Below are 24,975 nucleotides of genomic sequence, written 5' to 3' on the forward strand. Positions count from 1 at the left end.
CGCGTATGAGATCGAGCTTTTCACCTATGGATCGTCTCACCTATGCGGAACTTCACTGAGAGCATGAAAGTGCTCCAGATCTTTTCGCTGGTGGCGGCCGCGACCACGATGGGCCTTGCGGCGGGCCTGTTCACGAGCTTCTCCTACGCCGTCATGCCCGGCCTCGCCCGGACCGGCGACCGCGTGTTCATCGACGCCATGCAGCGCATCAACACCGCCATCCTCAACGGCTGGTTCGCGCTGGTGTTCGCCGGTGCGATCGTCTTCACCGGCCTGGCCGTGGGCGTCCACCTGGGCGGGGACCACCGGGCCATGCTGCCCTGGCTGGTCGCGGCCTTCGCGCTGTACGCGGCGGTGCTGGTGATCACGTTCACCGTCAACGTGCCGCTCAACGACGCCCTCGCCGCCGCCGGCGACGCCGGGGGCCTGGCCGATCCGGCCGCGGTGCGCGCCGAGTTCGAAGGCAGGTGGGTGAGCTGGAACGTCGTGCGCTCGGTGCTGTCCACCGCCGCCCTGGTCTGCCTGGTGTGGGCCCTGATCCGCTCCGGGCGCGCCCTGTAGCCGCGCCGCCGGTCCCGGAGGGCGGGACGGGATCTTGCCGGGGGCGCCCTCTCTTCTCACAGTGAGGGCCCATCCCGCTCAGGCCGGAAGGGGCGAAACGCTCATGAGATCGCCCGTGCGCTCGTCGGCGGCCCTCGCCATGCCGCTTCTGCTCGCCGCGTCCCTGCTCGGCGCGCCGCCGCCGGCGAACGCGGCCGCGCCGCCCGCCGCCCAGCGGCAGGCCCTGTCGGTCGCCCCCAAGGCGGGGGAGTGGGTGTTCCGCGACCGGACGGGCCGTGAGGTGGTGCTGCGGGGCTTCAACGTCTCCGGCAGCGCCAAGCTGCGGGAGACCGGCCTGCTGCCGTTCCGCGACGCGGCGGACGCGGCCCGCTCGGCGCAGGCCATGCGGGACCTCACCGGCGCCAACGCGATCCGCTTCCTGATCACCTGGGAGGGCGTGCAGCCGGCCCCCGGCCGCATCGATCACGCCTACCTGGACCGGGCGGCCGAGCAGATCCGCGCTTTCATCTCCCGCGGCTTTTACGTCCTGCTCGACTATCACCAGGACCTGTACTCGGCGCACCTGTTCCACGCCGGCAGCTGGTACACCGGGGACGGCGCCCCCAGGTGGGCGGTCGAGGGCGGCGGCTATCCCAAGGAGTTCTGCGGCCTGTGCATCGTCTGGGGCCAGAACATGCTGACCAACCAGGCGGTGCGCCGGGCCGCCCGCGACTTTTGGCACAACCGGGCGATGCCGACCGCCGTGGGGCCGGTCCGCGTCCAGGACGCCTTCGTCGAGCAGGCGACCGCGGCCATGGCCCACCTCAAGCGGAGGCTGACCGCCGGGGAGTTCCGATCGATCCTCGGCCTGGACCCCTTCAACGAGCCCTTCGACGGCGGCCTGGACGACGTCCGCGGCGCCGACTGGGAACGGGAGTACCTGCTGCCGTTCTACCGGCGGATGCGCGCCGCGATGGACGCGGCCGGCTGGGACGCCAAGCCCATCTTCGTGGAGCCGCTGCCGTTCTGGAACGTCGGCTTCTTCGAACAGGGCGGCCTGTCGGCGGTCGGGAAACTGGGCGCCCGCTACGTGTTCAACAGCCACTTCTACGACGGCGCCCGCATGACCATCGACCCCCGCCCCGCCGGGGACGGCGCTTATGCCGCGGCCATGAACGAGATCCGCGACCGGGCGCGCACCCTGGCCACCGCCCCGTTCCTTTCTGAGTTCGGCAACCGCATGTCCGGGTTCGGCAGCGACCGCACCCCGTGGATGGTGCGCGCGATGTACCAGGGGGCGGACCACGGCGTCCGCGGCGCCGACTGGTGGCGGCGGGCCGCCTCCGGCGGCACCGTGCTGTCGGCCACCCACTGGCACTGGGACATCTACAGCGGACGCCACCACGAGCCGATGAACGGCAACCCCCGCAAGGTCCGAACCGAAGGCGACGCCTGGAACGATGAGGACTTCTCGGTGGTGCGCACCGACGAGACCGGCCGGGTGAGGCTCCGGCTCGACCGGCGCGTCCTGGACCGCCTCTATCCGAGCGCGGTGGCCGGCGACATCCTGGCGTTCGCCTACGAGGACCTGGCCCGCTCCGGCTTCGCCGGGCGGGGGAGCCAGGCCGCATGGCTGGCGGCCCCGGCCGCGATGCCCAACGTGGCGGCCCTGGTCCACGGCCGCCAGTTCGGCGTGCTGGTCTGGCGCGCCCCCGCCGCCGCGCCGCAGGCGCCGACCGAACTGCACCTGCCCGGCTCGTTCACCCCCGGGCGCACGGTCGTCGTCGGCGATCTGACCGCCCGCCGCGGCCTGTCGTCCTCCGGCCCGGTCCGCATCGCTCCCGAGCCGGGTTCCTCCTCCGCCCGCCGCCTGCTGGTCGACCACGGCGGCGGCGGTGCGGTCCACGTGATGCTGGTCGTCAACGCCGCGACCGGCCCGCCCGTCACCGCCGCCCAGTTGGCCGCCGCCCGCGCCGAACTGACCGCTTGGGCGGCCCGGTACTTTCCGGCGCGCTGACCGGTGAACCCGCCGCGCCCTCTGATGGGCGGGCGTTTCCAGGACGGCGCCGCTCGCGTGGCAGAACGCGCCGTCCGGAACGACACAGCACGATGCGGCACGGGATACCTGGCGAACGCCGGGGACCGGCAGGACAGAAGGTGATGAGCCCCGACGCCCGTGTTAATCGCCTATTCGTGTCCTCAATAGGACATTTAAGGCTTATTGCCTTGGGAAAAGGGTGGAGTTATTCATCGGTAACGGGTTACGAGCCCCGTCCCGCCAGGCCGGGGTGAGCGGCCCGTCCCGGCCACCGCACGGCGGCCCGGACCGGTGATCACCCCGCCGCTGCCCACAGGTGCGCCGGTGCTTCCCGCCCCCGGAACCACAGGAGCGCCCCATGAAGACCTTGGCGAGAATCGCCGCCGCCATCCTCGCCGTCGTCACCGCGCTGAGTCTGTCGGCCACCGGTGCCGCCGCCTCCACCATCACCATCCGGCGGGACGACGCCGGCGGGAGTCCCTACTCCGGCGGCTTCCGCTTCGACAGTCTCGTCCCGATGACTCTGAATCTGCAGATCCTCGGCATGAATGCCGTCGTGCAGTGCGATTCCATCGGCCTGAACGGGAATGTGGGGTCCGACGGCTCCAACTTCGTCCTGAGCGCTGTCTCCTTCGGCAACTGCACCAGCGATATCGGCAACGTGCACTCCATCGGTTTCGAAGGCCTGCCCTACACCCAGGCGACCCTGCGGTACGACCCGCTCCCCGGAGGCAGAGACGGCGTTCTCATCCTCACCGATCCCGGATTGCGGATCCGGTTCTCCCTCAGCGGCGTGGGCACCTGTGGCTACGGCCTGAACGGCAGCATCCCTTCACTCACCGTCAACCTGTACAACCCCGACAACCCCAACCGTCCCGATCCCTCGGTCCCCGAGGCTCAAGCCGAGATCGACAACGCTCCCCTTGCCCGGCAGCCGGGCAGCTCCCTGTTCTGCTCATCGACCGCTGTGCTGGACGGCTACGGCACCCTCAAAGGGCTCGGGGGCTCCGGCGTCTTCGGCCAGACCCTCTACTTCACTCCCTGACCCGCTCCGCACCGCTCGATGACCGGCCGCGGCCGGTCCGCCGCCGAGGCCGGCCGCGGCGCCGAGCGTCTCTGGGCCGGCCATGCCGCCCTTGGGCGGGCCAGGTGCTTCCCGGCGCGGCGACCGGCGACCTTATCTCCGCGACGGACGGGCATTGCGCGGCGACTCTCCTGTGCCGGCTCATGTCGTCTGTGACGACGTGGAACGGTGCGGTGCGGGGTGCCTGCCGGACGGGGGGAGCCGGTGGGGCGGGAGGCAACGAGCGGCACCCCGACGCCCGCTTTAATCGCCCATTTGTGTCCTAAGTGGGACATAAAGGGCGGATTGACTCGGGGTGAGCGGTGGAGTTATCTCCATCAGCAACGGGTTACTTGCCCCGTCCCGCCAGGCCGGGGCGAGTAGTCCGCACCCGGCCACGACACGGCGGCCCGGACCGGTGATCACCCCGCCGTCGCTCACAGGTGTGCCGGTGCTTCCCACCCCACTGATCTATTCAGGAGCACCCCCATGAAGACCTTGGCGAGAATCGCCACCCCCGTCCTCGCCGCCGCCACCGCGCTGGGGCTGATGGCCACCAGCGCCTCCGCCGTGGAGCCCACCGTCACCATCCGCCGCGACGACGGGAACCCCTACTCCGGCAACTTCCGGTTCACCAACCTCTCCCCGCTGACCGTGAGCGCCAGCTTCTCCATCTTCGGCTCCATCACGGCCGAGTGCAGCAACGCCAACTTGAGCGGGACGCTCACCTACGACGGCCTCGACGTCAGCCTGAACTCGGCCTCCGTCTCCGGGTGTACCAGCAGCATCGGCACGGCCAGCGTTTCCTTCGAGCAGCTGCCCTACGACGACGCGGTGGTGAACTACTCCCCGGGCCCCAACGGCCGGGACGGCGCCCTCACCTTCACCGACACCGACCTGCGGGTCAAGGCCACCATCAGCCTCCCCATCCTCGGCACGTTCACCTGCTACTACGGCTTGAACTCCAGCATCACCTCCCTCACCTTCGACCTGTACAACCCCACCAACCCCAACCGCCCCGACACCTCGGTCAACGAGGCCCAGGCCAAGATGCAGAACGCCACCCTCGCCCGGCTGTCGGGCAGCAATGCGCTCTGCCCGGCGACCGGCACGGCCAGCGGCTACGGCACCGTCAAGGGCGAGAAGGTCGCGAACTCCGGCGTCTTCGACCAGACCCTCTACGCCACCCCGGCGTCGTGAGCCTCCGCAGTGCGTCCGGTGCCCGGCCCGCTGAGGGGACCGGCCGGGCCGGGCACCGGGGCGGAGCGGACGGCCGGACCGCTGAGCCCTTCCGGCACGTGATCGCGGCGGTCCGGGACGGGAGCCACGGCGGGATCTGAGGTCGTGACCTGGCAGGTCGCGGCGGCGCCCCTGTCCCGGCCTGCGGAAACGGCGTGCTGCGGCAGGCTCGGTGAACGAGCGGGGCGCCGCCCGGCAGGCGCGGGCGGCGCCCCGCTTCTCGCCGTGCTCCCCCGGAGCCGGAACGCCGACGGTCCCCTCAGCGTCCCGTCGTCTGCTGCGCCGGTTCGGCGCGCGGCCCTTCCCCTTCCCGCGGTTCCGGGGCCGCGGAGCGGGAGGCCGGGACGGTGCGGGCCAGCAGGTGGGCGCCGATGCCCAGGACGGCGGCGGTCACCAGGGCGATGCCCATGGGGACGCCGGTCTCCTCCCCGCCCAGCCCCACCAAGGGGGAGACCAGGGCGCCGCAGGCGAACTGCAGGGCGCCCATCATGGCGGCGCCGGTGCCCGAGGCGTGCCGGGCGCGTCCCAGCGCCAGCGCCGCCGAGTTGCCCATGACGAACGCAACGCAGCTCACCGTCAGGAACAGCACCGGCAGCACCGCGGCGGCGGGCGCTCCGGCGGCCAGCATCGCCAGCAGGACGGCCGAGCCGGTCAGCACGGCGCCCTGGCCGAAGCCCAGCAGCCCTTGCGGGGTGAAACGCCCGATCAGCCGGGCGTTGATCAGCCCGGCGGTCACCATGCCCAGCGCGTTGACGGCGAAGTCCGCCGAGTAGGCGGAGGTGGACAGCCCCAGCACGTTCTTGATCACGAAGGGCGAGGCGGAGATGTAGCCCATCAGCCCGGTGAAGCCCAGCCCGAAGGTGAGGATGTAGCCGAGGTAGCCGCGGTCGGCCAGCAGGTGCCGCATCGTCCGGCCGGTGGCGGCCAGGCCTCCCCGGTGCCGCCGCTCCGGTGGCAGCGACTCGGGGACCACCAGCAGGGCGCCCAGCAGCATCAGCGCCGAGATGCCCGTCAGCGCCCAGAACTCCATGCGCCAGCCGGCGGGCACCAGCAGGCCGCCGGCCAGCGGGGCGACCACGGGGGCGATGCCGCTGATGCTGGTCAGCAGCGAGAACACCTTGGCCGCCGCCTGGCCTCCGGTGCGGTCGGCGGCCACCGCGCGCCCGATGACGATGCCCGCCGCCCCGGCGAAGCCCTGGACGAACCGCGCCGCCACCAGCACCCACACGTTGGGGGACAGCGCGCACACCACGGCGGCGGCGGTGGCCGCGCAGGTGGCGATCAGCAGCGGGACGCGGCGGCCGAAGCGGTCCGACAGCGGGCCGATGGTCAGCTGCCCGACGGCCAGCCCGATCAGGAAGGCGGTGAGCGTGAGCTGGACGCTGGAGGCGCCGGCGCCCAGGTCGTCGGCCATGTCGGTGAAGGCCGGCAGGTACATGTCGGTGGCGAACGGCGCCACCGTGTTCAGCAGGGCCAGGACCACCAGCAGCAGCCCGGACACGCCGGGCCGGGAAGGGACGGCGGGGTTTTTGAGCATGCGTTCCTCGGGTGACGGGAATTTACTTATATATGCATAAACAAATTATCATGGGGCAATGCACCGCTCCTCCGAGCTCCGTGAGCTGGCCCCGGTCCTGCGCGACCTCAACCGCCTTCTGCTGCGCACCGGTCCCCGGCAGGCCGGGATCGCCCCGCTGCCGCCCTCGGAGGCCGACCTGCTGCGGCTGATCGTCCACCAGCCCGGCCTGAGCCCCGGCCGGCTGGCCGCCGCGATGCAGATGAAGCCCAGCAACATCAGCGCCGCCCTGCGGCACTTGGCCGAATTGGGCCTGGTCAGCCGCCAGGTCGACCCGGCGGACCGGCGCAGCGGCCGCGTCCTGCCCACCGACCGGGCCGTGGAGAACGCCCGCCGCATCGAAGACGCGCGGGCGCGCATGCTGGAGGAGGCGCTCGGCGACCTGGCCCCTCACCAGGTGGAGGCGATCCTGCGGGCCGTCCCCGCGCTGCGGGCCCTGGAGCGCGCTCTGCACGCGCGTACCGAACGGGCGGCCGGGGCCGCCGGAGGTGTTGCGGAGCGTCCGTCCGGCCGGGACGGCAAAGCGGGGTGAACGCTCGCAGCGCCGGGCGTTTTGCCTGCTTGCGGGGCTCTTGAAGGCTGGTTGTGACGGTTTGACTACGTTCGGGATTTTTACTTTGCGTCACTCTGGGATGACTTGCCCGATCCTTTAAGGGTCAGTACTTTTCCCTGATATCGGTCCGTTACCTAACTCCCCGCCCGGGGAGTGCGGGCCGGACGCCGAGTCCCGGCGGCGCGCCCCCGCGCCGCGGGAGCCGGGGACCCACTGCTTCTGGGGTGAATCCGCCGCGTGCGGTAGGGCGGCTCCTGGCCCGAACCCGTCAGCTAACCCGGTAGGCGGTCCCAGAGGAGATAACGCATGGATCCCATCGGGGAAAAGATCCTTGAGGTCGCCAAAGCCGAACTGGGATACCGAGAGGAATCGGGCGGCTACACCAAGTACGGCGACTGGTACGGCAAGAACGTCGACAAAAGCCCCTACTTCGCCACCGCGGCCTGGTGCGACATGTTCCTGGCCTGGGCCGCCCACAAGGCCGGCGTCGCCGAGTGGGCGGGCCAGTTCGCCTACACCCCCTTCCACGCCGCGTGGTTCAAGCAGCAGGGCGCCTGGGGCACCGACCCTCAGCCCGGCGCCATCGTCTTCTTCGACTGGGGCGGGTCCAAGAGCCTGGACGCCATCGACCACGTGGGCATCGTGGAGAAGGTCGAGGGGAAGCGCATCCACACCATCGAGGGCAACGCCGACGGCGTCCACCTCAAGCGCAAGGTGCGCACCCCCGACACCATCGTCGGCTACGGCTACCCCTCCAAGGTCAAGGTCAAGGGCAAGTCGGTCGAGTCGGTGACCTCCTCCGGCGCCCCCCCGGAAAAGTACGTGCCCAAGCACGCCGCCCCCGCGCCCAAGGTCGACTCGCTCGGCGGCGGGGCGACCGCCGTCGCCGCCACCCAGGGCGTCGCCCCCCGCGAGCGGGAGAACCCGCCGCAGGAGCAGCACCTGCCGGGGCTCACCGACCTGCTGACGATCGCCCTCGCCGGCAGCGTGGCGCTGGCGGTGGGCAAGTCGGCCGTCGTCAAGCTGCCGGAACTGCGGATCCCCGGCTCGCTGCGCCTGGAGGGGCTGCGGCTGCCGACCTCCTCGCCGATCCGGGTCCGCAAGCGCGGACGCCACCACCGCACCCCGGTGGCGCTGCCCGCCGACGTCACCCCCGCGGACCTGGCCGCCGCCGACCGCGAGACCGTGGCGATGCCCCTGGTCAGCGCGGCGGTGGCCGCCGAGGCCGAGGACCGGGAGTTCTGGAGCCAGATCTCCCGCCTGGAGGAGGAGGGCGACCTGGAGTTCTGGAGCGCGATCGCCGACGCGGTCGCCGAGGCCGAGGTCAAGGTCCCGGCCTCGGGCGAGCGGGCCTGACCGTCCGCCGCGACCCCCCGACCGTCCGGCCCGGCCGCAGCGCGGCCGGGCCGGACGCTTCCTTATGTCCCATTGCGGCGCAACACCGGTCACCGCCGCATCAAAGATCCCGGTTTCGCAGGTTTCGCCGGGCGCACCCCCTGGGCAAATTCCTAGTAAACAGGTAGAGTTGCCATGTATATCCCGGTTTCGTTCCCAGGGGGCGAGATGACCACTTTCGACCAGGCTCTGGAGGCCCCGGCGGCCTCCGCCGGTCGTGCCCATGTGATCCGCACCGATGAGGAAGCCCTCGAGATCGCCGCGCGGCTGGCCGCCGAGTTCGCGCCCGGCGCCGCCGAGCGCGACGCCCGGCGCCTGCTGCCGCGGGCCGAGCTGGACCGGCTGTCGGAGAGCGGGCTGCTGGCGATCACCGTGCCGCGCCGCTACGGCGGAGCCGACGTGCGCGCCGACACCCTCGCCGAGGTCTACCGCCTGCTGGCCGAGGCCGACCCCAACATCGCCCAGATCCCCCACAGCCACGTGGTCTACCTGCGCGTGCTGACCCAGCAGGGCAGCGAGGAGCAGCGGCGCTACTTCTTCGGCGAGGCGCTGGCCGGCAAGCGTTTCGGCAACGCCCAGTCCGAGGCCGGCACCCGGCACGCCCAGGAGTACCGCACCCGGCTCGTCCCCGACGGCAACGGCGGCTACCTGCTGAACGGGGACAAGCACTACTGCACCGGCGCGCTGTTCGCGCACTGGGTCCCGGTGCTGGCCCAGCTGGAGGTGCCGGGCCAGGGCGACCGGCTGCACGTGGCCTACGTGCCCCGCGGCGCCCCCGGGCTGGAGGTCGTCGACGACTGGACGGGCATGGGGCAGCGGCTGACCGCCAGCGGCACGGTGCGGCTGCGGAACGTCTGGGTGCCGGCCGAGCGCGTGGTGCCCCACCACCTGACCTTCACCGGGCCGCAGGTCCACGGTGCCTACGCGCAGCTGCTGCACGCGGCCATCGACGTGGGCATCGCCGGGGGCGCGCTGCGCGATGCGGCCGAGTTCATCCGCACCAAGGCCCGGCCCTGGCCGGACAGCGGGTGCGGCAAGGCCGCCGAAGACCCGCTGCTCATCCAGCGGTTCGGGGAGCTGGTGATCGCCGAGCGGTCGGCGCGGGCGCTGCTGGCCGAGGCCGGCCGGGCGGTGGAACGTGCCAGGCATGATCTCACCGACGAGAGCGCCGCCGCCGCCTCGATCGCGGTGGCCACCGCCAAGGCGGTCGCCGACCGGGCCAGCGTGGAGATCTCCAACGCGCTGTTCGAGCTGTCGGGCACCCGCTCCAGCCTGGAGGAGCACAACCTGCACCGGCACTGGCGCAACGCGCGCACCCACACCCTCCACGACCCGGTCCGCTGGAAGATCCAGCACATCGGCCGCTACGCGCTCAACGGCACGCTGCCTCCGCGGCACGGCGCCATCTGACGGCGCGCTCCCGTCCCGGCGGCGCAGGCGGGACGGCATCGGCAGGCGAGGTCGCCCGCGAATTTCATAGTAATTAAGTAGGAATTATAGGAATAATGGTGGACGAGCCTTCTGCGACCTGCCGGCCGCGCGCCGGGGCCGCGGCCTGCGCGCCCGCCGCAGGCCCGCGGCCCGGGACGACCGGGCCGCGAGCAGGCCGGCGAAGGCGCCCGGCACCGGCCCCCCACGACGGCAGAGCCCGGAAAGGACAAGCGGCGATGACCGAACTGCTGCCCGACCAGACGATCGATGCCGACCGGTTCCGCCGGACCCTGGCCCTGCACGCCGCCGGGGTCGTGGTGGTCACCGCGGCCCCCGGCGGCGTGCCGGCCGGGCTGACCGCCACCTCCTTCACCTCGGTCAGCCTGGACCCGCCGCTGGTGTCCTTCTGCATCGCCCGCACCTCCACCACCTGGCCGTCGCTGCGCGCCGCCGACCGCTTTGCGATCAACATCCTCTCCGACGCCCAGGCCGACCTGGCCGCCCGCTTCGCCCACCGCGGCATCGACCGCTTCGCCGCCCCCACCCGCTGGCACCCGGCCCCCGACGGCACCCCGCTGCTGGAGGGCGTGTGCGCCCACCTGCTGTGCAGCCCCTACACCACCGCCGACATCGGCGATCACGTCCTGGTCGTGGGGCTGGTGACCGAGGCCCACATCCGCGAGCCCGACCAGCCGCTGCTCTACCACCGCGGCCGCTTCGGCCGCTTCCGCCCCCAGACCTCCTGACCGTCCCCACACCCCACCCGACAAAGGAGGAACGCCATGCCGAAGGTCGTCCGGATCGGCGGCCGGATCGGCGCCGAGATCATCGGCGCCGACCTCACCGACCCCGACGCGTTTCCCACCGAGGAGATCAACAGGCTGCTGCTGGAGCACAAGGCGCTGATCTTCCGCGACGCCGGGCTGGACGAGGCCGGGCACCGCGACTTCGCCGCCCGCTTCGGCGCGCTGACCCGGGCGCACCCCACGGTGCCGTCCGCCGAGGGGCTGCCGGAGGTGCTGGCGGTGGACGCCGACACCGGGCACCGCGCCAACGTCTGGCACACCGACGTGACCTTCGTGCGCACCCCGCCCAAGATCAGCACGCTGCGCGCCATCAAACTCCCCCCGTACGGGGGCGACACCCTGATCGCCAACGCCGCCGCGGCCTACCGCGACCTGCCCGAGCCGCTGCGGGAGCTGGCCGACCGGCTGTGGGCGGTGCACAGCAACGCCTACGACTACGCCACGCCCGCCAAGAGCGCCGAGTACCGGCGGGTCTTCACCTCGAAGGTCTACCAGACCGCGCACCCGGTCGTCCGCGAGCACCCGGAGACGGGGGAGCGGACCTTGTTCATCGGCGGCTTCGCCCAGCGGATCGTCGGGCTGTCGGGCACCGAGTCCCGCGACATCCTGCGCATCCTGCAGTCGTATGTGACCCGCCCGGAGAACATCGTGCGCGTCCGCTGGAACGTCGGCGACCTGGTGGTGTTCGACAACCGGATCACCCAGCACTACGCCCCCGACGACTATGACGACCGGCCCCGCCTGCTGCACCGCATCACCGTCGCCGGCGGGCCGGTGACCGGGCTGGACGGCCGGCAGAGCTACGTGGTGGAAGGCGACGACGCGACCGACTACACCGCTCCCGTCAAGGCCGCCTGAGTCCGCGGGGACCCCGGCGGGCGTTGCACCGGTACGCCCGCCGGACGACGGGCACCCGGGTCGCCACCGGCGCCCGGGTGCCCGTCTGTCATCTTCATCACCTTGCATCCTATTTTTCCTACCAATATTCTCGGGTTATGCCGTAACGGCTGATCAGGCCGAGTTTTCGCACGAATCAATCGTGAAACCCCGCCTCGACGCCGTGATTCGTCTGCGACATGCGCGCGGTCCCGTTACGGCCCCGACACGAACCTCCCGCCGCACGGGCCTTCGCCCCCGAGCGGTCACGAACCACGAGGTGGATCACCATGCCCACGCGGATATCCGCGGCGGATCTGCGCGCCCTGATCGAGGACGAGACGACCCAGATCGCCTTCCTCGACCTGCGCTCCCCGCTGCGGCGCGACAAGGACGGCCACATCGCCGCCACGTCCAACATCCCCTACCAGGAGCTCGAACCCCGCATCGGGCGGGCCGTGCCGCACCGCGACATCCCGATCGTGCTGGCGTCCGAGCCGGAGCTGGACGCGCGGGGCGCGCAGATCCTGCAGCGGCTCGGCTACCGCGACGTGCGGGTGCTCGACGGTGGGATCGCCGCCTGGCGCCGGGCCGGCGGCCGCGTCTACACCGGCACCAACGTGCGCAGCAAGACGCTCGGCGAGTGGATCGAACGCCGCTTCGGCACCCCCACCGTCGATGCGACCACGGTGCGCAAGTGGCAGGAGTCCGGCGAGGACGTGGTGATCGTGGACAGCCGCACCCTCGCCGAGTACCGCCACCACCACATCCCCGGCGGCCTGTACACCGGCGGCGGCGTCGAGGCCGTCTACCGCATCAGCGCGGCCGTCCGCAGCCCGAGCACCCGCGTCGTGGTCAACTGCCAGGGCCGCACGCGCGGCATCGTGGGCGCCCAGTCCCTGATCGACCTCGGGCTGGACAACCCCGTCTACTCGCTGCGCAACGGCACCCCCGCCTGGCAGGAGGCCGGCTACGAACTGGCCAAGGGCGAGGGCGAGCACCTGCCCGCCCCCGCCCAAGCGCCCGCCGCCGGCCGGGCGTGGGCCGAGCGCACCCTGCGCGAGCTGGCCGTGCCGTCATTGGGCTCCGCCGAGCTGAACGCGCTGCTGGGCGAGGCGTCGGTGACCGTCTACCTGCTGGATGTGCGTTCCGCCGAGGAGTACGCCGCCGGGCACCTGCCGGGCAGCGTCTCAGTCCCCGGCGGCGTACTCCTCCAGAACACCGACGACCACCTGGTGGTGCGCGGCGCCCACGTCGTCCTGATCGACGGCCCCGACCGGATCCGGGCCGCCGGCACCGCCCGCTGGCTCCGCTACCTGCACGACGGCCCGATCTCGGTGACGACGCCCGACACCGAGATCACCGCCGTCCCCGCGCCGCCGCTGCCGGCCGCGGACGCCGAGCAGATCCCCTGGGCGCGTTTCGCCGCCGACCGCGGTGCCCACCGGGTGTACGACCTGCGCTCCAGCGCGGCCTACCTGGCCGGGCACATCGCCGGGTCGGTGCACGCCCGCCGGGAGACGCTGGACCGGCTGGCCGCCGAGACCCCCGATGGAACGTTCCTCCTGGTCGGCGACGCCACCTTCGACCCCTCCCACATCGCCGCCGACCTGAGCGGGCGCGGGGTGCGCGCGGCGGTGCTGCACGGCGGCGTGGAAGCGGTGGCCGAACCGTTGACCACCGCCGACCCGGTGCTCGCCGCCGGCGTCCAAGACCAGGTCGGCCCGCCGGACTTCGGCCCCGAACGCGACGCCTGGTACCGCGAGTACTTCGCCTGGGAGCTGTCGCTGCTGGAGCAGACCGCCGGCGACCCGCTGTTCGACTTCGAAGGCATCTTCCGGCGGTGGACGTCATGACGGTGGTGGACGACGCGGCTAAGGCCCGGCCGCTGCCGGTCCGCACCCTGCGGTGGCATCCGGCCCAGCGGCGCAGCGCCCGCCCCCGGCGCCGCGGCCGCGCCCTCGACCTGGCCGTCCGCGCCCTGGTGCCGGTGGCGCTGCTGGCCGCCTGGCAACTGGTCGCCTCCCTGGGCTGGGTGGACCCCCAGGTGCTGCCCGGCCCGCTGGTCATCGTCGATGCCTACGCCGAGCTGCTGCGCACCGGCGAGCTGCAGGCCGCGCTGCCGGTCTCGCTGCAGCGGGCCGGGATCGGGCTGGCCATCGGCGGCGGCACCGGGCTGCTGCTGGGCGTGGCGGCCGGGCTGTGGGCGGCCGCCGAACGGCTGTACGACGCGCCGTTGCAGATGCTGCGCACCATCCCGTTCATCGCCATGGTGCCGCTGTTCATCGTGTGGTTCGGCATCGGCGAGGAATCCAAGATCGCGCTGATCGTCGGCGCCTCGATCTTCCCCGTCTACCTGAACACCTACCACGGCATCCGCGGCATCGACCGGCGGCTGATCGAGCTGGCGCAGACCTTCGAGCTGAGCCGCCGCCAGGTGATCGGGCTGATCGTCGTCCCGCTGGCGATGCCGCAGATCCTGGTCGGGCTGCGCTATGCGGCCGGCACCGCGCTGCTGGCGCTGGTGGCGGCCGAGCAGATCAACACCGTCAGCGGCATCGGCTACATCCTCAACAACGCCAACCAGAACCAGCGCACCGACATCATCATCGCCGGAATCCTCGTCTACGCGGCGCTGGGGATCGTCGTGGACGTGCTGATGCGGCTGCTGGAGAAGGCACTGCTGCCGTGGAGGCTCACCCATGACGGTAAGTGACATCGCCCCCGGCCCGCTCCGCGAAGACGCCCGCCTGGCGGTGCGCATCCGCGGCCTGAACAAACGGTTCGGCGAGCAGCAGATCCTGCGTGACTTCGACCTGGACCTGCGGCGCGGGGAGTTCCTGGCGCTGGTCGGCCGCTCCGGCACCGGCAAGACCACGCTGCTGCGGATCCTGGGTGGCCTGGAACGCGCCGACTCTGGAACGTTGCAAGTGGCCGAGCGCACCTCGGTGGTCTTCCAGGACGCCCGGCTGATCGCCGCCCAGCGGGTCTGGAAGAACGTGGTGCTCGGCCAGTGGCGCGCCAAGGGCGCCCGCGCCCGCGCGCTGGAGTCGCTGCGCGAGGTCGGGCTGGAGGCCAAGGCCGACAACTGGCCCAAGACCCTCTCCGGCGGGGAGGCCCAGCGGGTCGCGCTCGCCCGCGCCCTGTTCCGCTCCCCGGACCTGCTGCTGCTGGATGAGCCCTTCGGCGCGCTGGACGCCTTCACCCGGGCCCGCGCCCAGCAACTGGTGATCAGCCTGTGGCGGACGCACCGCCCGGCGGTGGTGCTGGTCACCCACGACATCGAGGAAGCGGTCGCCATGGCCGACCGGGTGCTGGTGCTCGGCGGCGGCCGGATCCGCGGCGATATCCCCGTCCGGCTGGAACGGCCGCGCGATATCACCGCGCCCGATTTCAACACCGTCAAACGGCAGGTGCTGAGCCTGCTGTCCCACCTGCCGGAACGCTCCGGCGATAGCGAGGAGAACGAGCAACCGTGAAATTCCGGAAGACCATCGCGGCACTGGCATCGGCGGTCCTGGCGGTGTCGCCGGCCGCTTGCGGAGGCGGCGATTCCGACGACGGCGGCACCCTGGTCGTCGGCTTCCAGGACAACGGCTTCCCCACCCTGGTGGAAAAGTCCGGGGTGCTCAAGGGCGCCCCCTACAAGGTGGAGTGGGCGCTGCTGACCGGCCCGGCCGCCAACTTGTCGGCGCTCTACAGCAAGAAGATCGACATCGGGCACATGGGGGACACCTCCCTGACCATCGAGCAGGCCAACGCCCGCCAGGAGTGGACCGCCGGCAACGCCCCGCTGAAGATCGTCGCCGGCTGGCGGCCCGGCCTGGACACCGACTACCCCCAGATCGTCACCGCGGTGCGCACCGACGCCGGCATCAACTCCCTCAAGGACCTGCGCGGCCGCAAGTGGGCCTACAACTTCGGCGGTTACAACCACGCCCACTACCTGGCGTCGCTGATCAAGGCCGGGCTCACCGAAAAGGACATCAAGCCCGTCCAGTTCGCCGACGGCAACACCTCCGCCGCCGGCTTCAACTCCGGTCAGACCGAGGTCTACTCCGGCCTGCCGGGGCCGATCCTGGAGTCGCTGGACTCGGGCAAGGCCAAGATCCTGCTGACTGAGAAGGACACCGGCGTGCCGGGGCTGCACGTGTGGACCGCCCGCGCCGACGTGCTCGCCGACCCGGTCAAGGACCGCAACCTGCGCGACTTCTTCACCCGGCTGGCGGGCTACTGGGACTGGCACCAGGCCAACCTGCCCACCGTCAAGCAGACCCTCAAGGACGTGCTGAAGCTGTCGGATCGGCGCGCCGAGTTCGAGGCCGGCACCCGCGCCGCCCGCTACCGGCTGCTGGACGAGGAGCTGATCAAGCGGGAGCAGAAGGTCGCCGACGTGCTCTTCGCCGGCAACGCCATCAAGCGGAAGGTGGACGTCACCCTCTCCTACGACCCCCGCTACAACACCGCACAGAAGGCCCAGCCGTTGTATGAGTGACCGAGCCGACGCGTTCTGGGAGCGGCTGGGGCCCGTCCTGGACGCCATCGCCGAAGGCGCGCACGACCGCGACCGGCGGCGCCGCTACGCCACCGAACACCTGGCCGAACTGGGCCGGATCGGGTTCTGGGCGCTGACCGTCCCCCGCGAGTACGGCGGGTTGGGCCTGGGCCCGGACGCGGTCGCCGAGGCGATCATGCGGTTGGCGGCGGTGGACGGCAGCCTCGGCCAGATCCCGCAAAACCACTTCAACACCGTCGATCGCGTGGTGCTGACCGGCACCGAGGAGCAGCGGAGGCGGCACCTGCCCCTGCTGGTCCGCGGCGGTTTTTACGGCAACGCCGCCGCCGAGCCCGGCGACCGCCGGCCCGGCGAGGCCGCCACCACCCTCACCCGCACCGCCGACGGCTGGTCGCTGAGCGGCCGCAAGGTCTATGCCACCGGCGCGCTGCTGGCCGATGTGGTGGCGGTGCTGGCCCGCACCCCGGCCGGGGAGCAGGTCACCGTGCTGGTGCCGCGCGACGCCGAGGGCGTGACCATCAACGACGACTGGGACGGCTTTGGACAGCGCACCACCGCCTCCGGCTCGGCGGTCTTCCAGGACGTGCGCGTCGCCGACCTCGACGTGCTGCCCTGGCCGGACGACCCCCGCCTGGCCTACCGGATCTCCGCGCACGCCCAGCTCATGCACGCCGCGATCGACGCCGGCATCGCCGAGGGCGCGGCGGGGGAGGCGGTCGCCTTGGCCCGCCGCGTTCACGGGGCGCGCGGCAGCGGGGCCGCCCGCTTCACCGAGGACGCGCTCGGCATGGCCGAGCTGGGCGAGCTGCACCTGGCCGCGACCACGGCGCGGCGCATGGTGGAGGCGGCGGCGGTCGAGCTGACCGGCCTGACGGACACCTCGCCCCTGCCGAAGGTGCCGGCCGCCTTCTACGCGGTGATGCAAGCCAAGATCGTCTCCACTCGGGCGGCGCTGCAGGTTGCGCAGGGGCTGTTCGACGTGGGCGGGGCCGGCTCCACCCGCGCCGGGCTCGGCCTGGACCGCTACTGGCGGGACGCCCGCACGCACACGCTGCACGACGCCGTCCGCTGGAAGCCCCACTCGCTCGGCAAGTGGCTGGCCGAAGGACTGGTGGCCGATCCATGGAGTCTGGGCGCCCCGCTGCGGCGCCTCACCGATCTTGTCGATCTGCCGGAACCGAACGGGAGTGACATCCCATGAGCCCCAGGCAACTGCACCTGAACATCAACGTCAACAGCAGCGGGCGGCACCCCGCCTCCTGGCGGGTCCAGCCCGACCCGCTGGGCTTCCTCAAGCCCGAGTACTTCGAGACGATCGGCCGGCTCGCCGAGCGGGGCAAGCTGGATGCGGTCTTCCTCTCCGACGGCTACGACTACGGCGCGCCGCGGGTGTCGCGGCCCTGGCAGTCGCTGGACCCGATCGTCCCGCTGACCGCCATCGCCCGCGTCACCGAGCACGTGGGGCTGGTGGCCACCATCTCGACCACCTTCAACCACCCGGTCAACATCGCCCGCCGCGTCGCCTCGTTGGACCACATCTCCGGTGGGCGCGCCGCCTGGAACGTGGTGGCCTCCCGCGCCGCCTCCACCGCCGCGCTGTTCGGCCTGGAGGCGCTGCCCGACCACGATGTCCGCTACGAGCGGGCCGAGGAGACGGTCGAGGCGGTCAAGGCGCTGTGGGAGGGCTGGGAGGAGGACGCCCTGGTCGCCGACCAGCGCACCGGGCGTTTCGCCGACACCTCCAAGATCCACCCGGTCTCCTACCGGGGCCGGCATGTGACGGTGGAGGGGGTGCTCAACGTGCCCCGCTCCCCGCAGGGCCGGCCGGTGATCTTGCAGGCGGGCGGCTCCCCGCAGGGGGTGGCGCTGGCCGCCCGGCACGCCGATGCGGTCTTCACCGTCAACCACACCCTGGAGGCGGCCAAGGACTTCGCCGGCCGGGTGCGGTCGCTGGCGGCCCGGCACGGCCGGCGTCCGGAGGAGATCTTGATCCTGCCCGGCCTGTTCCCGGTGCTCGGCAGCACCGAGAAAGAGGCGCGCGAGCGCAAGGACTGGCTGGATGAGCTGGCCGGGGAGGAAGAGGAGCTGGTCGGTCTGGCCGCCACGATCGGGCTCGACCCGGCGGATTTGAAGCTGGACGCCGAACTGCCCTGGGAGAAGGTGGAGGCGGTCTCCTCCTTCGGCGGCAGCCAGGGGTTCCGCGCCGCCGTCTTGGAGCTGGCCCGCCGTGAGCGGCTGACCGTCCGCCAGTTGCTCAAGCGCAACCCCTCCGGGCACCGCAGCGTGGTCGGCACGCCCGAACAGGTCGCCGACACCATCGAGGAGTGGTTCTCGGCCGGGGCCGCCGACGGTTTCAACCTCAACGCCGACTTCTTCCCCGACGGCCTGGAGCTGACCGTCGAGCACCTGATCCCCGAGCTGCAGCGCCGGGGCCTGTTCCGCCGCGAGTACGAGTCGGCCACGTTGCGCGGCAATCTCGGGCTGCCGATCCCGGGACGCTGAAGGGACGCCGCGTGGCGCGCTGCGCACCGCCGGGCCAATCTCTATAGTATTCCGACGTGTTTGATAGAGATTTTGGTCTGCCGTTTCCCCCGCCCAGGCCGGAGAACTCCCGCCTGGTGATCGCTCCGCCGCGGGACGCGCCGGGCCACTGGGCGGGGGCGCCCAGCGCCTGCCTGGTGGACGGCGTGATCTACCTGGCCTACCGGCTGCGCCGCCCGGTCGGCGAGGGCCGCGGGTATGCGGTGGTGGTGGCCCGCTCCGACGACGGCGAGCGCTTTGAGACGCTGACGGTCATCGGCAAGGAGCCGATGGACGCCGAGTCGCTGGAGCGCCCCGCCCTGGTGACCACCGAGGACGGGACCTTCCGGCTGTATCTGAGCTGCGCCACCACCGGCACCAAGCACTGGCGGGTGGAGGTGCTGGAGGCCGCCGACCCGGCGCGCTTCGACCCGGTCGCCAGCCGCGTGGTGCTGCCCGGCAGCCGGCTGGTCGGCGTGAAGGACCCGGTGATCCGCCACGACGGGGGCAAGTGGCACCTGTGGGCCTCCTGCCACCCGCTGGCCGACCCCGACGAGGCCGACCAGATGGTCACCGACTACGCCACCAGCGCCAACGGACTGGAGTGGGTCTGGCACGGCACGGTGCTGACCGGCCGCCCCGGCCACTGGGACGCTCGCGGCGCCCGCGTCTCGGCGGTGCTGCAGCACCGGGGGCGCACCATCGCCTTCTACGACGGGCGGGCCAGCGCCGCCGAGAACTACGAAGAGCGCACCGGCCTGGCCGCGGGGCAGGGGTATTCGATGCTGCTGCCGCAGTTCGACGAGCCGGTGGGGGCCTCCCCCCACCCCGGGGGCGGCCTGCGCTACCTGGACGTGCTGCGGATTCCCGGGCAGGGCTGGCGGCTCTACTACGAGGTCACCCGCGCCGACGGCGCGCACGAGCTGCGCACCGAGCTGCACCCGGACTGACTCCGCCGGCCGCGCCGGGGCGGTGCGCCGGGCTCCTCAGACCTTGAGCCAGTCCGAGCAGTCCCAGCCGGTGATCTCCGACACGAGCGCGATGTCGTCTTCGAAGTAGGGCAGCAACTGCGCGCGCTGCTGCGGGGTGGGCGGCCGGCGGGTGCGCGGGTCCCGCTGGAGCAGGGACAAAAAGGGCCGGCGCGCCGTCTTGCGGACGGCCTGCGGCATGTGGGCGCCGATCCGCGCCCCGCCGCGCAGCAGCGCCTGCAACGCCCGGTTGGCGGGGGAGTCGGCCACGTGCCGGGTCACGTTCTCCTTGGGGAGCGCATCCAGCAGTCCCGTCTGCACGCCGAGGAAGGCGCAGATCCGGTCCAGCGTGGCGGCGGGCTCGTCGCGCAGCTCCTCATAGCGCAGCAAGAGCACCTGCTCGCGCGGAAACAGCTTGAACAGGTGCTGCAGTTGCTCGCCGTACCTGCCCAGGTCGATATAGCGCCAAAAGGCCGCCCAGCCGGCCTGCACCCGCCGCTCCTGGGCGGCGCACGCCTCCACCACGTCGCTGATCGGCTCCAGTCCCGCCGCCCACAGGTGCGCCCAGTTGGAGTGGGCGCGTTCCACCGGGTCCCGCAGCACCGCGATCATCCGCACGTCGGGGATCAGCCGCCGGATCCGCACCTGGGCGTCCAGGTCGTGCAGGTAAAAGGGGGTGCTCTCACCCCGCAGCGCACCGGCGGGGGCGGCGTCGAAGAGCGCCTCGTAGTCGGAGCGCCGCCAGATGTGCTCCCGGTAGGTCTGCGCGTCGCCGGGGCCGCCCCGACTGGGCGGCGGCCCGTCGGTCAGGAAGAACTTCGGCTCCTTGACCGGGGACATGAACAGCTGGGGATGACGGGCCAATCCGCTGTGCAGGGCGGTCGTACCGGCCTTGGGGGCACCGATCACCAGGACGTCGGGCAAGAACATACCCGCCTCCCATTGCAGATAAAACCTACCTTCAATATAGGTAATATGGAGAAGGTTCACCAGAGCCGTTTCGTCCGGCCGCGCGGCGCGGCCCCCTCGACGCCGCGCGGCCGGGCCGCTTGACGGGGAACCGTCTTTCAGGGAGAGCGGTGCAGCGCGGTGAGCCGGTCGGCGGTGGCGCGCACGGCCGCCGCCAGCTCCGGCAGCCGGTCGTCGCCGAACCGCACGGCCGGCCCCTGCAGCGCGACGGCCGCGATCGTGCGGTCGGCGTGGTCGCGGACCGGGGCGGCGACGGCGCGCACGCCGACGATGCGCTCTTCGTTGTTCGTGGCATAACCGCGCCGCCGGATCCGCGCCAGCTCCGCCTCCAGCTCGGCGCGGGTGGTGATGGTCGTGGGCGTGAAACGCCGGAACGGCTCGCTCATGGCGACCCGCTGATCCCCGAAGGCCAGCAGCGTCTTGCCCATCGCGCACACGTGGATGGGGTTGCGCGCCCCGGGCTCTTGGTCGTAGCGCAGCGGGTGCGGGGACTGCTCGTGCAGCAGCACCGCCACCTCGTCGCCGACGCGCACCCCCAAACTGACGGCCTCGCCGGTCTTGTCGCGCAGCGCGATCAGCTCCGGATGCATCAGCGTGCTGCCCATGCGCTCCAGCGCGAGCCGGCCGAGGATCGCCACCGACGGCCCGAGGAAGTACCGCTCGGTGACCGGGTCCTGGCCCAGCATGCCCGCCGCGTGCAGGGCGCGGACGATGCGGTGCGCGGTGCTGACGGTCAGGCCCAGCCGGTGGGCGATCTCGGTGACGGTGAGCTGGGCCGCGCTCTCAAAGGAGCGCAGCACGGCGATCGCCCGGTCGACCGCCTGGGTGCCCTGCCGGGGGAGCGCGGCCCGCTCGCCGTGACCAGCGGCGTCCGTCATGAGGATGATCTTCCGGTGTCGCCGCACTCCTGCTGCGCCTGCGGCGGCACCTCCACGGGCGCCCACAGGCTCGGCAAATTGACCACGATGCCCTCCTGCGTGCTGCGGGCGATCACGACGACCGCCTCCTCGTCCGGAGAAGGATTCTCCTCCCGGTGCGGCACGTACGGCGGCACGAAGATGTAGTCGCCGGGCGAGGTCTCGATCCGCACCTCCTCCTCGCCCTCGGCGAACACGAACACCGGGTGGCCGGAGACGACGTAGATCGCCGTCTCGGCCTCGCCGTGGTGGTGGTCGCCGGAGCTGGTGACGGGGGCGACATGGGTGCGTCCCATCCACAGCCGCCGCGATCCGACGGTCTTGCCGGAGATCGCCTCGAACCGCCGCATCCCCGAGGTCTGCGCGGTGTCGGAGGTCAGCTCGCCGGCGCGGATGTGCTCCAGCTTGCGGTGCCAGGCGGCGTTGCCCGCGGCGGTCCGGTCGGCCTGGGGTGCTCGGTCGGTCATGTCTCAACCCTCACGTTCTCGACTATCTTGACCAATCTTATAGGGATTATTACAGTGCGGGACACAGGTCCTGCAATGTGGAATGCCCAGGGAGGGCAGATGACCGTCGAGTTCATCGGCATGATCCGGACCGCCGACACCTCCGAGATCCGGCCCCGCACCGGCCCGGCCGTCGACCCCGACTACACGCGCCGCTTCGCCCAGGCCCACGAAGAGGCCGGGTTCGACCGGGTGCTGATCGGCTACCACTCCTGGGACGCCGACGGCTTCGCGGTGGCGGCCCACGCGGCGGCCCACACCGAACGGCTGGGCATCCTGCTGGCCCACCGTCCCGGCTTCGTCGCCCCCACCCTGGCGGCGCGCAAGTTCGCCACGCTCGACCAGTTCATCGGCGGCCGGCTGGCGGTGCACATCATCACCGGGGCCAGCGCGACCGAACAGCGCCGCGACGGCGACTACCTGGACAAAAGCGACCGCTACCGCCGCACCGACGAATACCTCGACATCCTCAAGCGCATCTGGGCCGCCGAGGAGCCGATCGACCACGAGGGCGAGTTCTACCGCTTCGAAGGCGCCTACTCGGAGGTCAAGCCGGTGAACGGACGGCTGCCGATCTACTTCGGCGGCTCCTCCCAGGACGCCTACCGGGTGGGCGGCAAGCACGCCGACACCTACGCCCTGTGGGGCGAGCCGCTGGCCGAGACCGCCGAGCAGATCGCCTCGGTCAAGGCCCAGGCCGCCGCCCACGGCCGCGACCCCGACCAGATCGGCATCTCGGTGTCCTTCCGTCCCATCCTCGGCCGCACCGACGAAGAGGCCTGGGAACGGGCGCACCGCATCCTGGACACCATCAAATCCACCAACGGCACCCAGCTGTACTTCCCGCCGAACGAACGGGGCGTCGGCTCCCAGCGGCTGCTGGCCGCCGCCGAAAAGGGCGAAAAGCACGACCGCGCGCTGTGGACGCCCACCGCCAAGGCCACCGGAGCGGCGGGCAACTCCACGGCGCTGGTCGGCAGCCCCGAGACCGTGGCCCAGGCGCTGCTGGACTACATCGACATCGGCGTCACCACCATCCTCATCCGCGGCTATGAGCCGCTGGAGGACGCCGTCGACTACGGCAAGCACCTGCTGCCGCTGGTGCGCGCCGAGCTGGCGCGCCGCCAGGTGCCCGCGCAGGCCGGCGGCCGGCCCGCGTGACCGGCGGAGGGATGCCGATGCTCAGCCGACCGCTTTCCCGCCGGTCCGCGCTGCGGCAGGGCGCCGCCGCGCTGGGCGCGCTCGCACTGGCGGCCGTCACCGCCGGCTGCGGCGCGTCCGGTGCGGCCGGCTCCTCCGGCGACGTGGTGCTGCGGGTCGGCGACCAGACCGGCATGACGCGTTCGAGGCTGGAGGCGGCGGGGCTGCTGAAGAACCTGCCCTACAAGATCGAATGGTTCCGCTTCGCGGCCGCCGCCGACCTGCACGAGGCGCTGCGCGCGAACGCGGTGGACATCGGGGGAGCCGCCGACTCGCCCACGGTCGCGGCGATCGCCGCCGGATCGAAGATCAAGGTCGTGGCGGCCTGGAGCAACAGCGGCGCGGGAAGCTACATCCTGGTCCCCAAAGACAGCCCCATCCGCACCTTCGCCGACCTGGCGGGCAAGCGGATCTCCCCCTCCACCCGCGGCAGCATCGCCCACTACCTGGTGCTCGGCGCGCTGCGCCGGGCCGGGCTGAGCGCCTCGGACGCCGAGCTGAACTTCCTGACCCCCGCCGAGGCCTACGGCGCCTTCTCCACCGGCAAGCTCGACGCCTGGGGCACCTGGGGGGTGTACGCGGCCCGGGCCCGCGGCCGGCTCGGCGCCCGCGTGCTGACCACCGGCCGGGGACTGACCTCCGGCCTGTATGTGATGAGCGCGACCGAACGGGCGCTGGCCGACGCCGGCAAACGCGAGGCGATCGTGGACTTCAACAACCGCGTCCACCAGGGCTTTGCCTGGGCGGAACGGAAACCGGACGACTTCATCGCCTGGTACGCCGACTTCACCAAGCAGAGCACGGAGATCGCCGCCCAGGTCCAGCCGGAAGAGGCGGCCTACCGGCGGGTCGCCGTGGACGACCGGCTCGCCGACCAGCTCCAACAGACCTTCGACACCTGGGTCGAGGCCGGGGTGCTCCAGGGACGGCTGGACCTCGGTTCCTACGTGCACGACCTGGAGGGATCATGACCTCGCCCGCCACCTCCGCCGCGTCGGCCCCCGCCCGGCCGGCCCCGGCGATCACCACCGACACCGCACCGCCCCGCAGATTCCGCTTCCCCTACCGGACGGTCTCCTGGGCCACCCCGTTCGCCCTGATCCTCCTATGGGAGGCCGCCGCCCGGGCCGGGCTGCTGTCGGCCCAGGTGCTGCCGGCCCCCAGCAGCGTGGTGGCCACCGCCGTCCACCTGACCGCCAGCGGCGAGCTGCCCCAGCACCTGCTGGCCAGCCTGCGCCGGGCCGCGCTGGGCTTCGTCATCGGCGCCGCCATCGGGCTGACCCTGGGCGTGGCCGTGGGGCTGTCCCGCATCGCCGAGGCGTTCATCGACCGCAGCGTCCAGATGATCCGCGCCATCCCGTTCCTGGCGATCCTGCCGCTGGTGATCGTCTGGTTCGGGGTGGGGGAGGCCGGAAAGATCTTCCTGATCGCCAAGGGCAGCGCCTTCCCCCTCTACCTGAACACCGTGCTGGGCATCCGCCAGATCGACACCAAACTCCTGGAGATGGGCCAGACCGTCGGCCTGAGCCGCGCCGCGCGCATCCGCACGCTGATCCTGCCCGGGGCGCTGCCGTCCATCCTCGGCGGGCTGCGCATGTCGCTGACCTACGCCTGGCTGGCCCTGGTGATCGCCGAGACCGTCGGCGCGATGGCCGGCATCGGCTTCCTGGCCACCAACGCCCGCGAATTCCTCCAAGTGGACGTGATCGTGCTGGTGGTGGTGCTGTATGCGGGCATCGGCATCGCCTGCGACCTGCTCGCCCGGCTCCTGGAACGCCGGCTGCTGAGCTGGCACCCCTCATACGCCCGCCTCACCGTCTGACCCTGCACCACCTTCGCGGCCCCTCGAACGCAAGGAACAC

The 24,975-nt window shown here is 72.0% G+C and carries 23 protein-coding genes and 1 riboswitch; of the genes, 19 read left to right on the plus strand and 4 right to left on the minus strand.

What is annotated here, in order from left to right:
- Window positions 1-63 precede the first annotated feature (63 nt).
- The 4 genes from TCUR_RS06705 to TCUR_RS06720 all read left to right on the plus strand — a co-directional run bounded on the left by TCUR_RS06705 (window position 64) and on the right by TCUR_RS06720 (window position 4,841).
- On the plus strand, window positions 64-561 hold the full coding sequence (locus TCUR_RS06705) for an anthrone oxygenase family protein (RefSeq protein ID WP_041441107.1): 498 nt from the start codon (window positions 64-66) through the stop codon (window positions 559-561).
- A gap of 103 nt (window positions 562-664) precedes the next feature.
- On the plus strand, window positions 665-2,557 hold the full coding sequence (locus TCUR_RS06710) for a cellulase family glycosylhydrolase (protein ID WP_281055143.1): 1,893 nt from the start codon (window positions 665-667) through the stop codon (window positions 2,555-2,557).
- Window positions 2,558-2,936: 379 nt separating this feature from the next.
- A complete protein-coding gene (locus tag TCUR_RS06715) occupies window positions 2,937-3,623 on the plus strand; it encodes a hypothetical protein (protein WP_012851731.1) in 687 nt (228 codons plus the stop codon).
- Between the two features lie 507 nt (window positions 3,624-4,130).
- Window positions 4,131-4,841: a hypothetical protein gene (locus TCUR_RS06720; RefSeq protein WP_012851732.1), complete on the plus strand. Its 711-nt coding sequence runs from the start codon at window positions 4,131-4,133 to the stop codon at window positions 4,839-4,841.
- 298 nt (window positions 4,842-5,139) lie between these two features.
- Here the strand turns inward: TCUR_RS06720 and TCUR_RS06725 are convergent, their stop codons facing one another.
- Entirely contained in the window at window positions 5,140-6,417 is a 1,278-nt protein-coding gene (locus tag TCUR_RS06725) for a multidrug effflux MFS transporter (RefSeq protein WP_012851733.1), read from the minus strand.
- Window positions 6,418-6,475: 58 nt separating this feature from the next.
- Here TCUR_RS06725 and TCUR_RS06730 point away from each other — a divergent pair, with 58 nt between their 5' ends.
- The 12 genes from TCUR_RS06730 to TCUR_RS06785 all read left to right on the plus strand — a co-directional run bounded on the left by TCUR_RS06730 (window position 6,476) and on the right by TCUR_RS06785 (window position 19,503).
- Window positions 6,476-6,988 carry a MarR family winged helix-turn-helix transcriptional regulator gene (locus TCUR_RS06730; RefSeq protein ID WP_012851734.1) on the plus strand — a complete coding sequence of 171 codons (513 nt, stop codon included), beginning with the start codon at window positions 6,476-6,478 and terminating at the stop codon, window positions 6,986-6,988.
- 202 nt (window positions 6,989-7,190) lie between these two features.
- Window positions 7,191-7,312, plus strand: a riboswitch (cyclic di-AMP (ydaO/yuaA leader).
- A gap of 3 nt (window positions 7,313-7,315) precedes the next feature.
- The gene (locus tag TCUR_RS06735; RefSeq protein WP_012851735.1) at window positions 7,316-8,365 is read left to right on the plus strand and encodes a CHAP domain-containing protein; all 1,050 of its coding nucleotides are present in this window, start codon (window positions 7,316-7,318) and stop codon (window positions 8,363-8,365) included.
- 207 nt (window positions 8,366-8,572) lie between these two features.
- Window positions 8,573-9,814, plus strand: a complete 1,242-nt coding sequence (locus TCUR_RS06740; protein ID WP_012851736.1) for an SfnB family sulfur acquisition oxidoreductase — start codon at window positions 8,573-8,575, stop codon at window positions 9,812-9,814.
- 257 nt (window positions 9,815-10,071) lie between these two features.
- Window positions 10,072-10,581: a flavin reductase family protein gene (locus tag TCUR_RS06745; protein ID WP_012851737.1), complete on the plus strand. Its 510-nt coding sequence runs from the start codon at window positions 10,072-10,074 to the stop codon at window positions 10,579-10,581.
- Between the two features lie 36 nt (window positions 10,582-10,617).
- Window positions 10,618-11,499, plus strand: coding sequence for a TauD/TfdA dioxygenase family protein (locus TCUR_RS06750; protein ID WP_012851738.1), 882 nt, complete (start codon window positions 10,618-10,620; stop codon window positions 11,497-11,499).
- Window positions 11,500-11,807: 308 nt separating this feature from the next.
- A complete protein-coding gene (locus TCUR_RS06755; RefSeq protein ID WP_012851739.1) occupies window positions 11,808-13,373 on the plus strand; it encodes a rhodanese-like domain-containing protein in 1,566 nt (521 codons plus the stop codon).
- Window positions 13,370-14,233, plus strand: a complete 864-nt coding sequence (locus tag TCUR_RS06760) for an ABC transporter permease (protein WP_012851740.1) — start codon at window positions 13,370-13,372, stop codon at window positions 14,231-14,233. The genes TCUR_RS06755 and TCUR_RS06760 overlap by 4 nt, the downstream gene beginning before the upstream one ends.
- A complete protein-coding gene (locus TCUR_RS06765) occupies window positions 14,220-14,996 on the plus strand; it encodes an ABC transporter ATP-binding protein (protein ID WP_012851741.1) in 777 nt (258 codons plus the stop codon). Before TCUR_RS06760 ends, TCUR_RS06765 begins: the two co-directional genes overlap by 14 nt.
- Window positions 14,993-16,012 (plus strand): ABC transporter substrate-binding protein, encoded by a 1,020-nt coding sequence (locus tag TCUR_RS06770; protein WP_012851742.1) that lies wholly within the window; start codon window positions 14,993-14,995, stop codon window positions 16,010-16,012. The genes TCUR_RS06765 and TCUR_RS06770 overlap by 4 nt, the downstream gene beginning before the upstream one ends.
- Window positions 16,005-17,234 (plus strand): acyl-CoA dehydrogenase family protein, encoded by a 1,230-nt coding sequence (locus TCUR_RS06775; RefSeq protein WP_012851743.1) that lies wholly within the window; start codon window positions 16,005-16,007, stop codon window positions 17,232-17,234. Before TCUR_RS06770 ends, TCUR_RS06775 begins: the two co-directional genes overlap by 8 nt.
- Window positions 17,231-18,535: an LLM class flavin-dependent oxidoreductase gene (locus TCUR_RS06780; protein WP_012851744.1), complete on the plus strand. Its 1,305-nt coding sequence runs from the start codon at window positions 17,231-17,233 to the stop codon at window positions 18,533-18,535. The genes TCUR_RS06775 and TCUR_RS06780 overlap by 4 nt, the downstream gene beginning before the upstream one ends.
- Before the next feature lie 56 nt (window positions 18,536-18,591).
- Complete coding sequence (locus TCUR_RS06785) at window positions 18,592-19,503, plus strand: hypothetical protein (RefSeq protein WP_052305438.1); 912 nt, start codon at window positions 18,592-18,594, stop codon at window positions 19,501-19,503.
- 36 nt (window positions 19,504-19,539) lie between these two features.
- Here the strand turns inward: TCUR_RS06785 and TCUR_RS06790 are convergent, their stop codons facing one another.
- The 3 genes from TCUR_RS06790 to TCUR_RS06800 all read right to left on the minus strand — a co-directional run bounded on the left by TCUR_RS06790 (window position 19,540) and on the right by TCUR_RS06800 (window position 21,874).
- Window positions 19,540-20,451 (minus strand): sulfotransferase family protein, encoded by a 912-nt coding sequence (locus TCUR_RS06790; protein ID WP_012851746.1) that lies wholly within the window; start codon window positions 20,449-20,451, stop codon window positions 19,540-19,542.
- 137 nt (window positions 20,452-20,588) lie between these two features.
- Window positions 20,589-21,368 carry an IclR family transcriptional regulator gene (locus tag TCUR_RS06795; protein WP_012851747.1) on the minus strand — a complete coding sequence of 260 codons (780 nt, stop codon included), beginning with the start codon at window positions 21,366-21,368 and terminating at the stop codon, window positions 20,589-20,591.
- Window positions 21,365-21,874 carry a cupin domain-containing protein gene (locus tag TCUR_RS06800; protein ID WP_012851748.1) on the minus strand — a complete coding sequence of 170 codons (510 nt, stop codon included), beginning with the start codon at window positions 21,872-21,874 and terminating at the stop codon, window positions 21,365-21,367. Before TCUR_RS06800 ends, TCUR_RS06795 begins: the two co-directional genes overlap by 4 nt.
- A 99-nt stretch (window positions 21,875-21,973) precedes the next feature.
- Between TCUR_RS06800 and TCUR_RS06805 the strand changes: the two genes are divergently transcribed.
- From TCUR_RS06805 to TCUR_RS06815, 3 genes are read left to right on the plus strand one after another with little or no spacing between them, the layout of a single operon-like run.
- A complete protein-coding gene (locus TCUR_RS06805; protein ID WP_012851749.1) occupies window positions 21,974-23,074 on the plus strand; it encodes an LLM class flavin-dependent oxidoreductase in 1,101 nt (366 codons plus the stop codon).
- 17 nt (window positions 23,075-23,091) lie between these two features.
- Window positions 23,092-24,084, plus strand: coding sequence for an ABC transporter substrate-binding protein (locus TCUR_RS06810; protein ID WP_012851750.1), 993 nt, complete (start codon window positions 23,092-23,094; stop codon window positions 24,082-24,084).
- Entirely contained in the window at window positions 24,081-24,935 is an 855-nt protein-coding gene (locus TCUR_RS06815) for an ABC transporter permease subunit (protein WP_012851751.1), read from the plus strand. Before TCUR_RS06810 ends, TCUR_RS06815 begins: the two co-directional genes overlap by 4 nt.
- Window positions 24,936-24,975 lie beyond the last annotated feature (40 nt).

This window comes from Thermomonospora curvata DSM 43183 (genome assembly GCF_000024385.1).
GTDB lineage: Bacteria > Actinomycetota > Actinomycetes > Streptosporangiales > Streptosporangiaceae > Thermomonospora > Thermomonospora curvata.

Coding starts and splice junctions, on each gene's coding strand:
- TCUR_RS06705 (WP_041441107.1), top strand. CDS start 64: ATGAAAGTGCTCCAGATCTTTTCGCTGGTGGCGGCCGCGACCACGATG.
- TCUR_RS06710 (WP_281055143.1), top strand. CDS start 665: ATGAGATCGCCCGTGCGCTCGTCGGCGGCCCTCGCCATGCCGCTTCTG.
- TCUR_RS06715 (WP_012851731.1), top strand. CDS start 2,937: ATGAAGACCTTGGCGAGAATCGCCGCCGCCATCCTCGCCGTCGTCACC.
- TCUR_RS06720 (WP_012851732.1), top strand. CDS start 4,131: ATGAAGACCTTGGCGAGAATCGCCACCCCCGTCCTCGCCGCCGCCACC.
- TCUR_RS06725 (WP_012851733.1), bottom strand. CDS start 6,417: ATGCTCAAAAACCCCGCCGTCCCTTCCCGGCCCGGCGTGTCCGGGCTG.
- TCUR_RS06730 (WP_012851734.1), top strand. CDS start 6,476: ATGCACCGCTCCTCCGAGCTCCGTGAGCTGGCCCCGGTCCTGCGCGAC.
- TCUR_RS06735 (WP_012851735.1), top strand. CDS start 7,316: ATGGATCCCATCGGGGAAAAGATCCTTGAGGTCGCCAAAGCCGAACTG.
- TCUR_RS06740 (WP_012851736.1), top strand. CDS start 8,573: ATGACCACTTTCGACCAGGCTCTGGAGGCCCCGGCGGCCTCCGCCGGT.
- TCUR_RS06745 (WP_012851737.1), top strand. CDS start 10,072: ATGACCGAACTGCTGCCCGACCAGACGATCGATGCCGACCGGTTCCGC.
- TCUR_RS06750 (WP_012851738.1), top strand. CDS start 10,618: ATGCCGAAGGTCGTCCGGATCGGCGGCCGGATCGGCGCCGAGATCATC.
- TCUR_RS06755 (WP_012851739.1), top strand. CDS start 11,808: ATGCCCACGCGGATATCCGCGGCGGATCTGCGCGCCCTGATCGAGGAC.
- TCUR_RS06760 (WP_012851740.1), top strand. CDS start 13,370: ATGACGGTGGTGGACGACGCGGCTAAGGCCCGGCCGCTGCCGGTCCGC.
- TCUR_RS06765 (WP_012851741.1), top strand. CDS start 14,220: ATGACGGTAAGTGACATCGCCCCCGGCCCGCTCCGCGAAGACGCCCGC.
- TCUR_RS06775 (WP_012851743.1), top strand. CDS start 16,005: ATGAGTGACCGAGCCGACGCGTTCTGGGAGCGGCTGGGGCCCGTCCTG.
- TCUR_RS06780 (WP_012851744.1), top strand. CDS start 17,231: ATGAGCCCCAGGCAACTGCACCTGAACATCAACGTCAACAGCAGCGGG.
- TCUR_RS06790 (WP_012851746.1), bottom strand. CDS start 20,451: ATGTTCTTGCCCGACGTCCTGGTGATCGGTGCCCCCAAGGCCGGTACG.
- TCUR_RS06795 (WP_012851747.1), bottom strand. CDS start 21,368: ATGACGGACGCCGCTGGTCACGGCGAGCGGGCCGCGCTCCCCCGGCAG.
- TCUR_RS06800 (WP_012851748.1), bottom strand. CDS start 21,874: ATGACCGACCGAGCACCCCAGGCCGACCGGACCGCCGCGGGCAACGCC.
- TCUR_RS06805 (WP_012851749.1), top strand. CDS start 21,974: ATGACCGTCGAGTTCATCGGCATGATCCGGACCGCCGACACCTCCGAG.
- TCUR_RS06810 (WP_012851750.1), top strand. CDS start 23,092: ATGCTCAGCCGACCGCTTTCCCGCCGGTCCGCGCTGCGGCAGGGCGCC.
- TCUR_RS06815 (WP_012851751.1), top strand. CDS start 24,081: ATGACCTCGCCCGCCACCTCCGCCGCGTCGGCCCCCGCCCGGCCGGCC.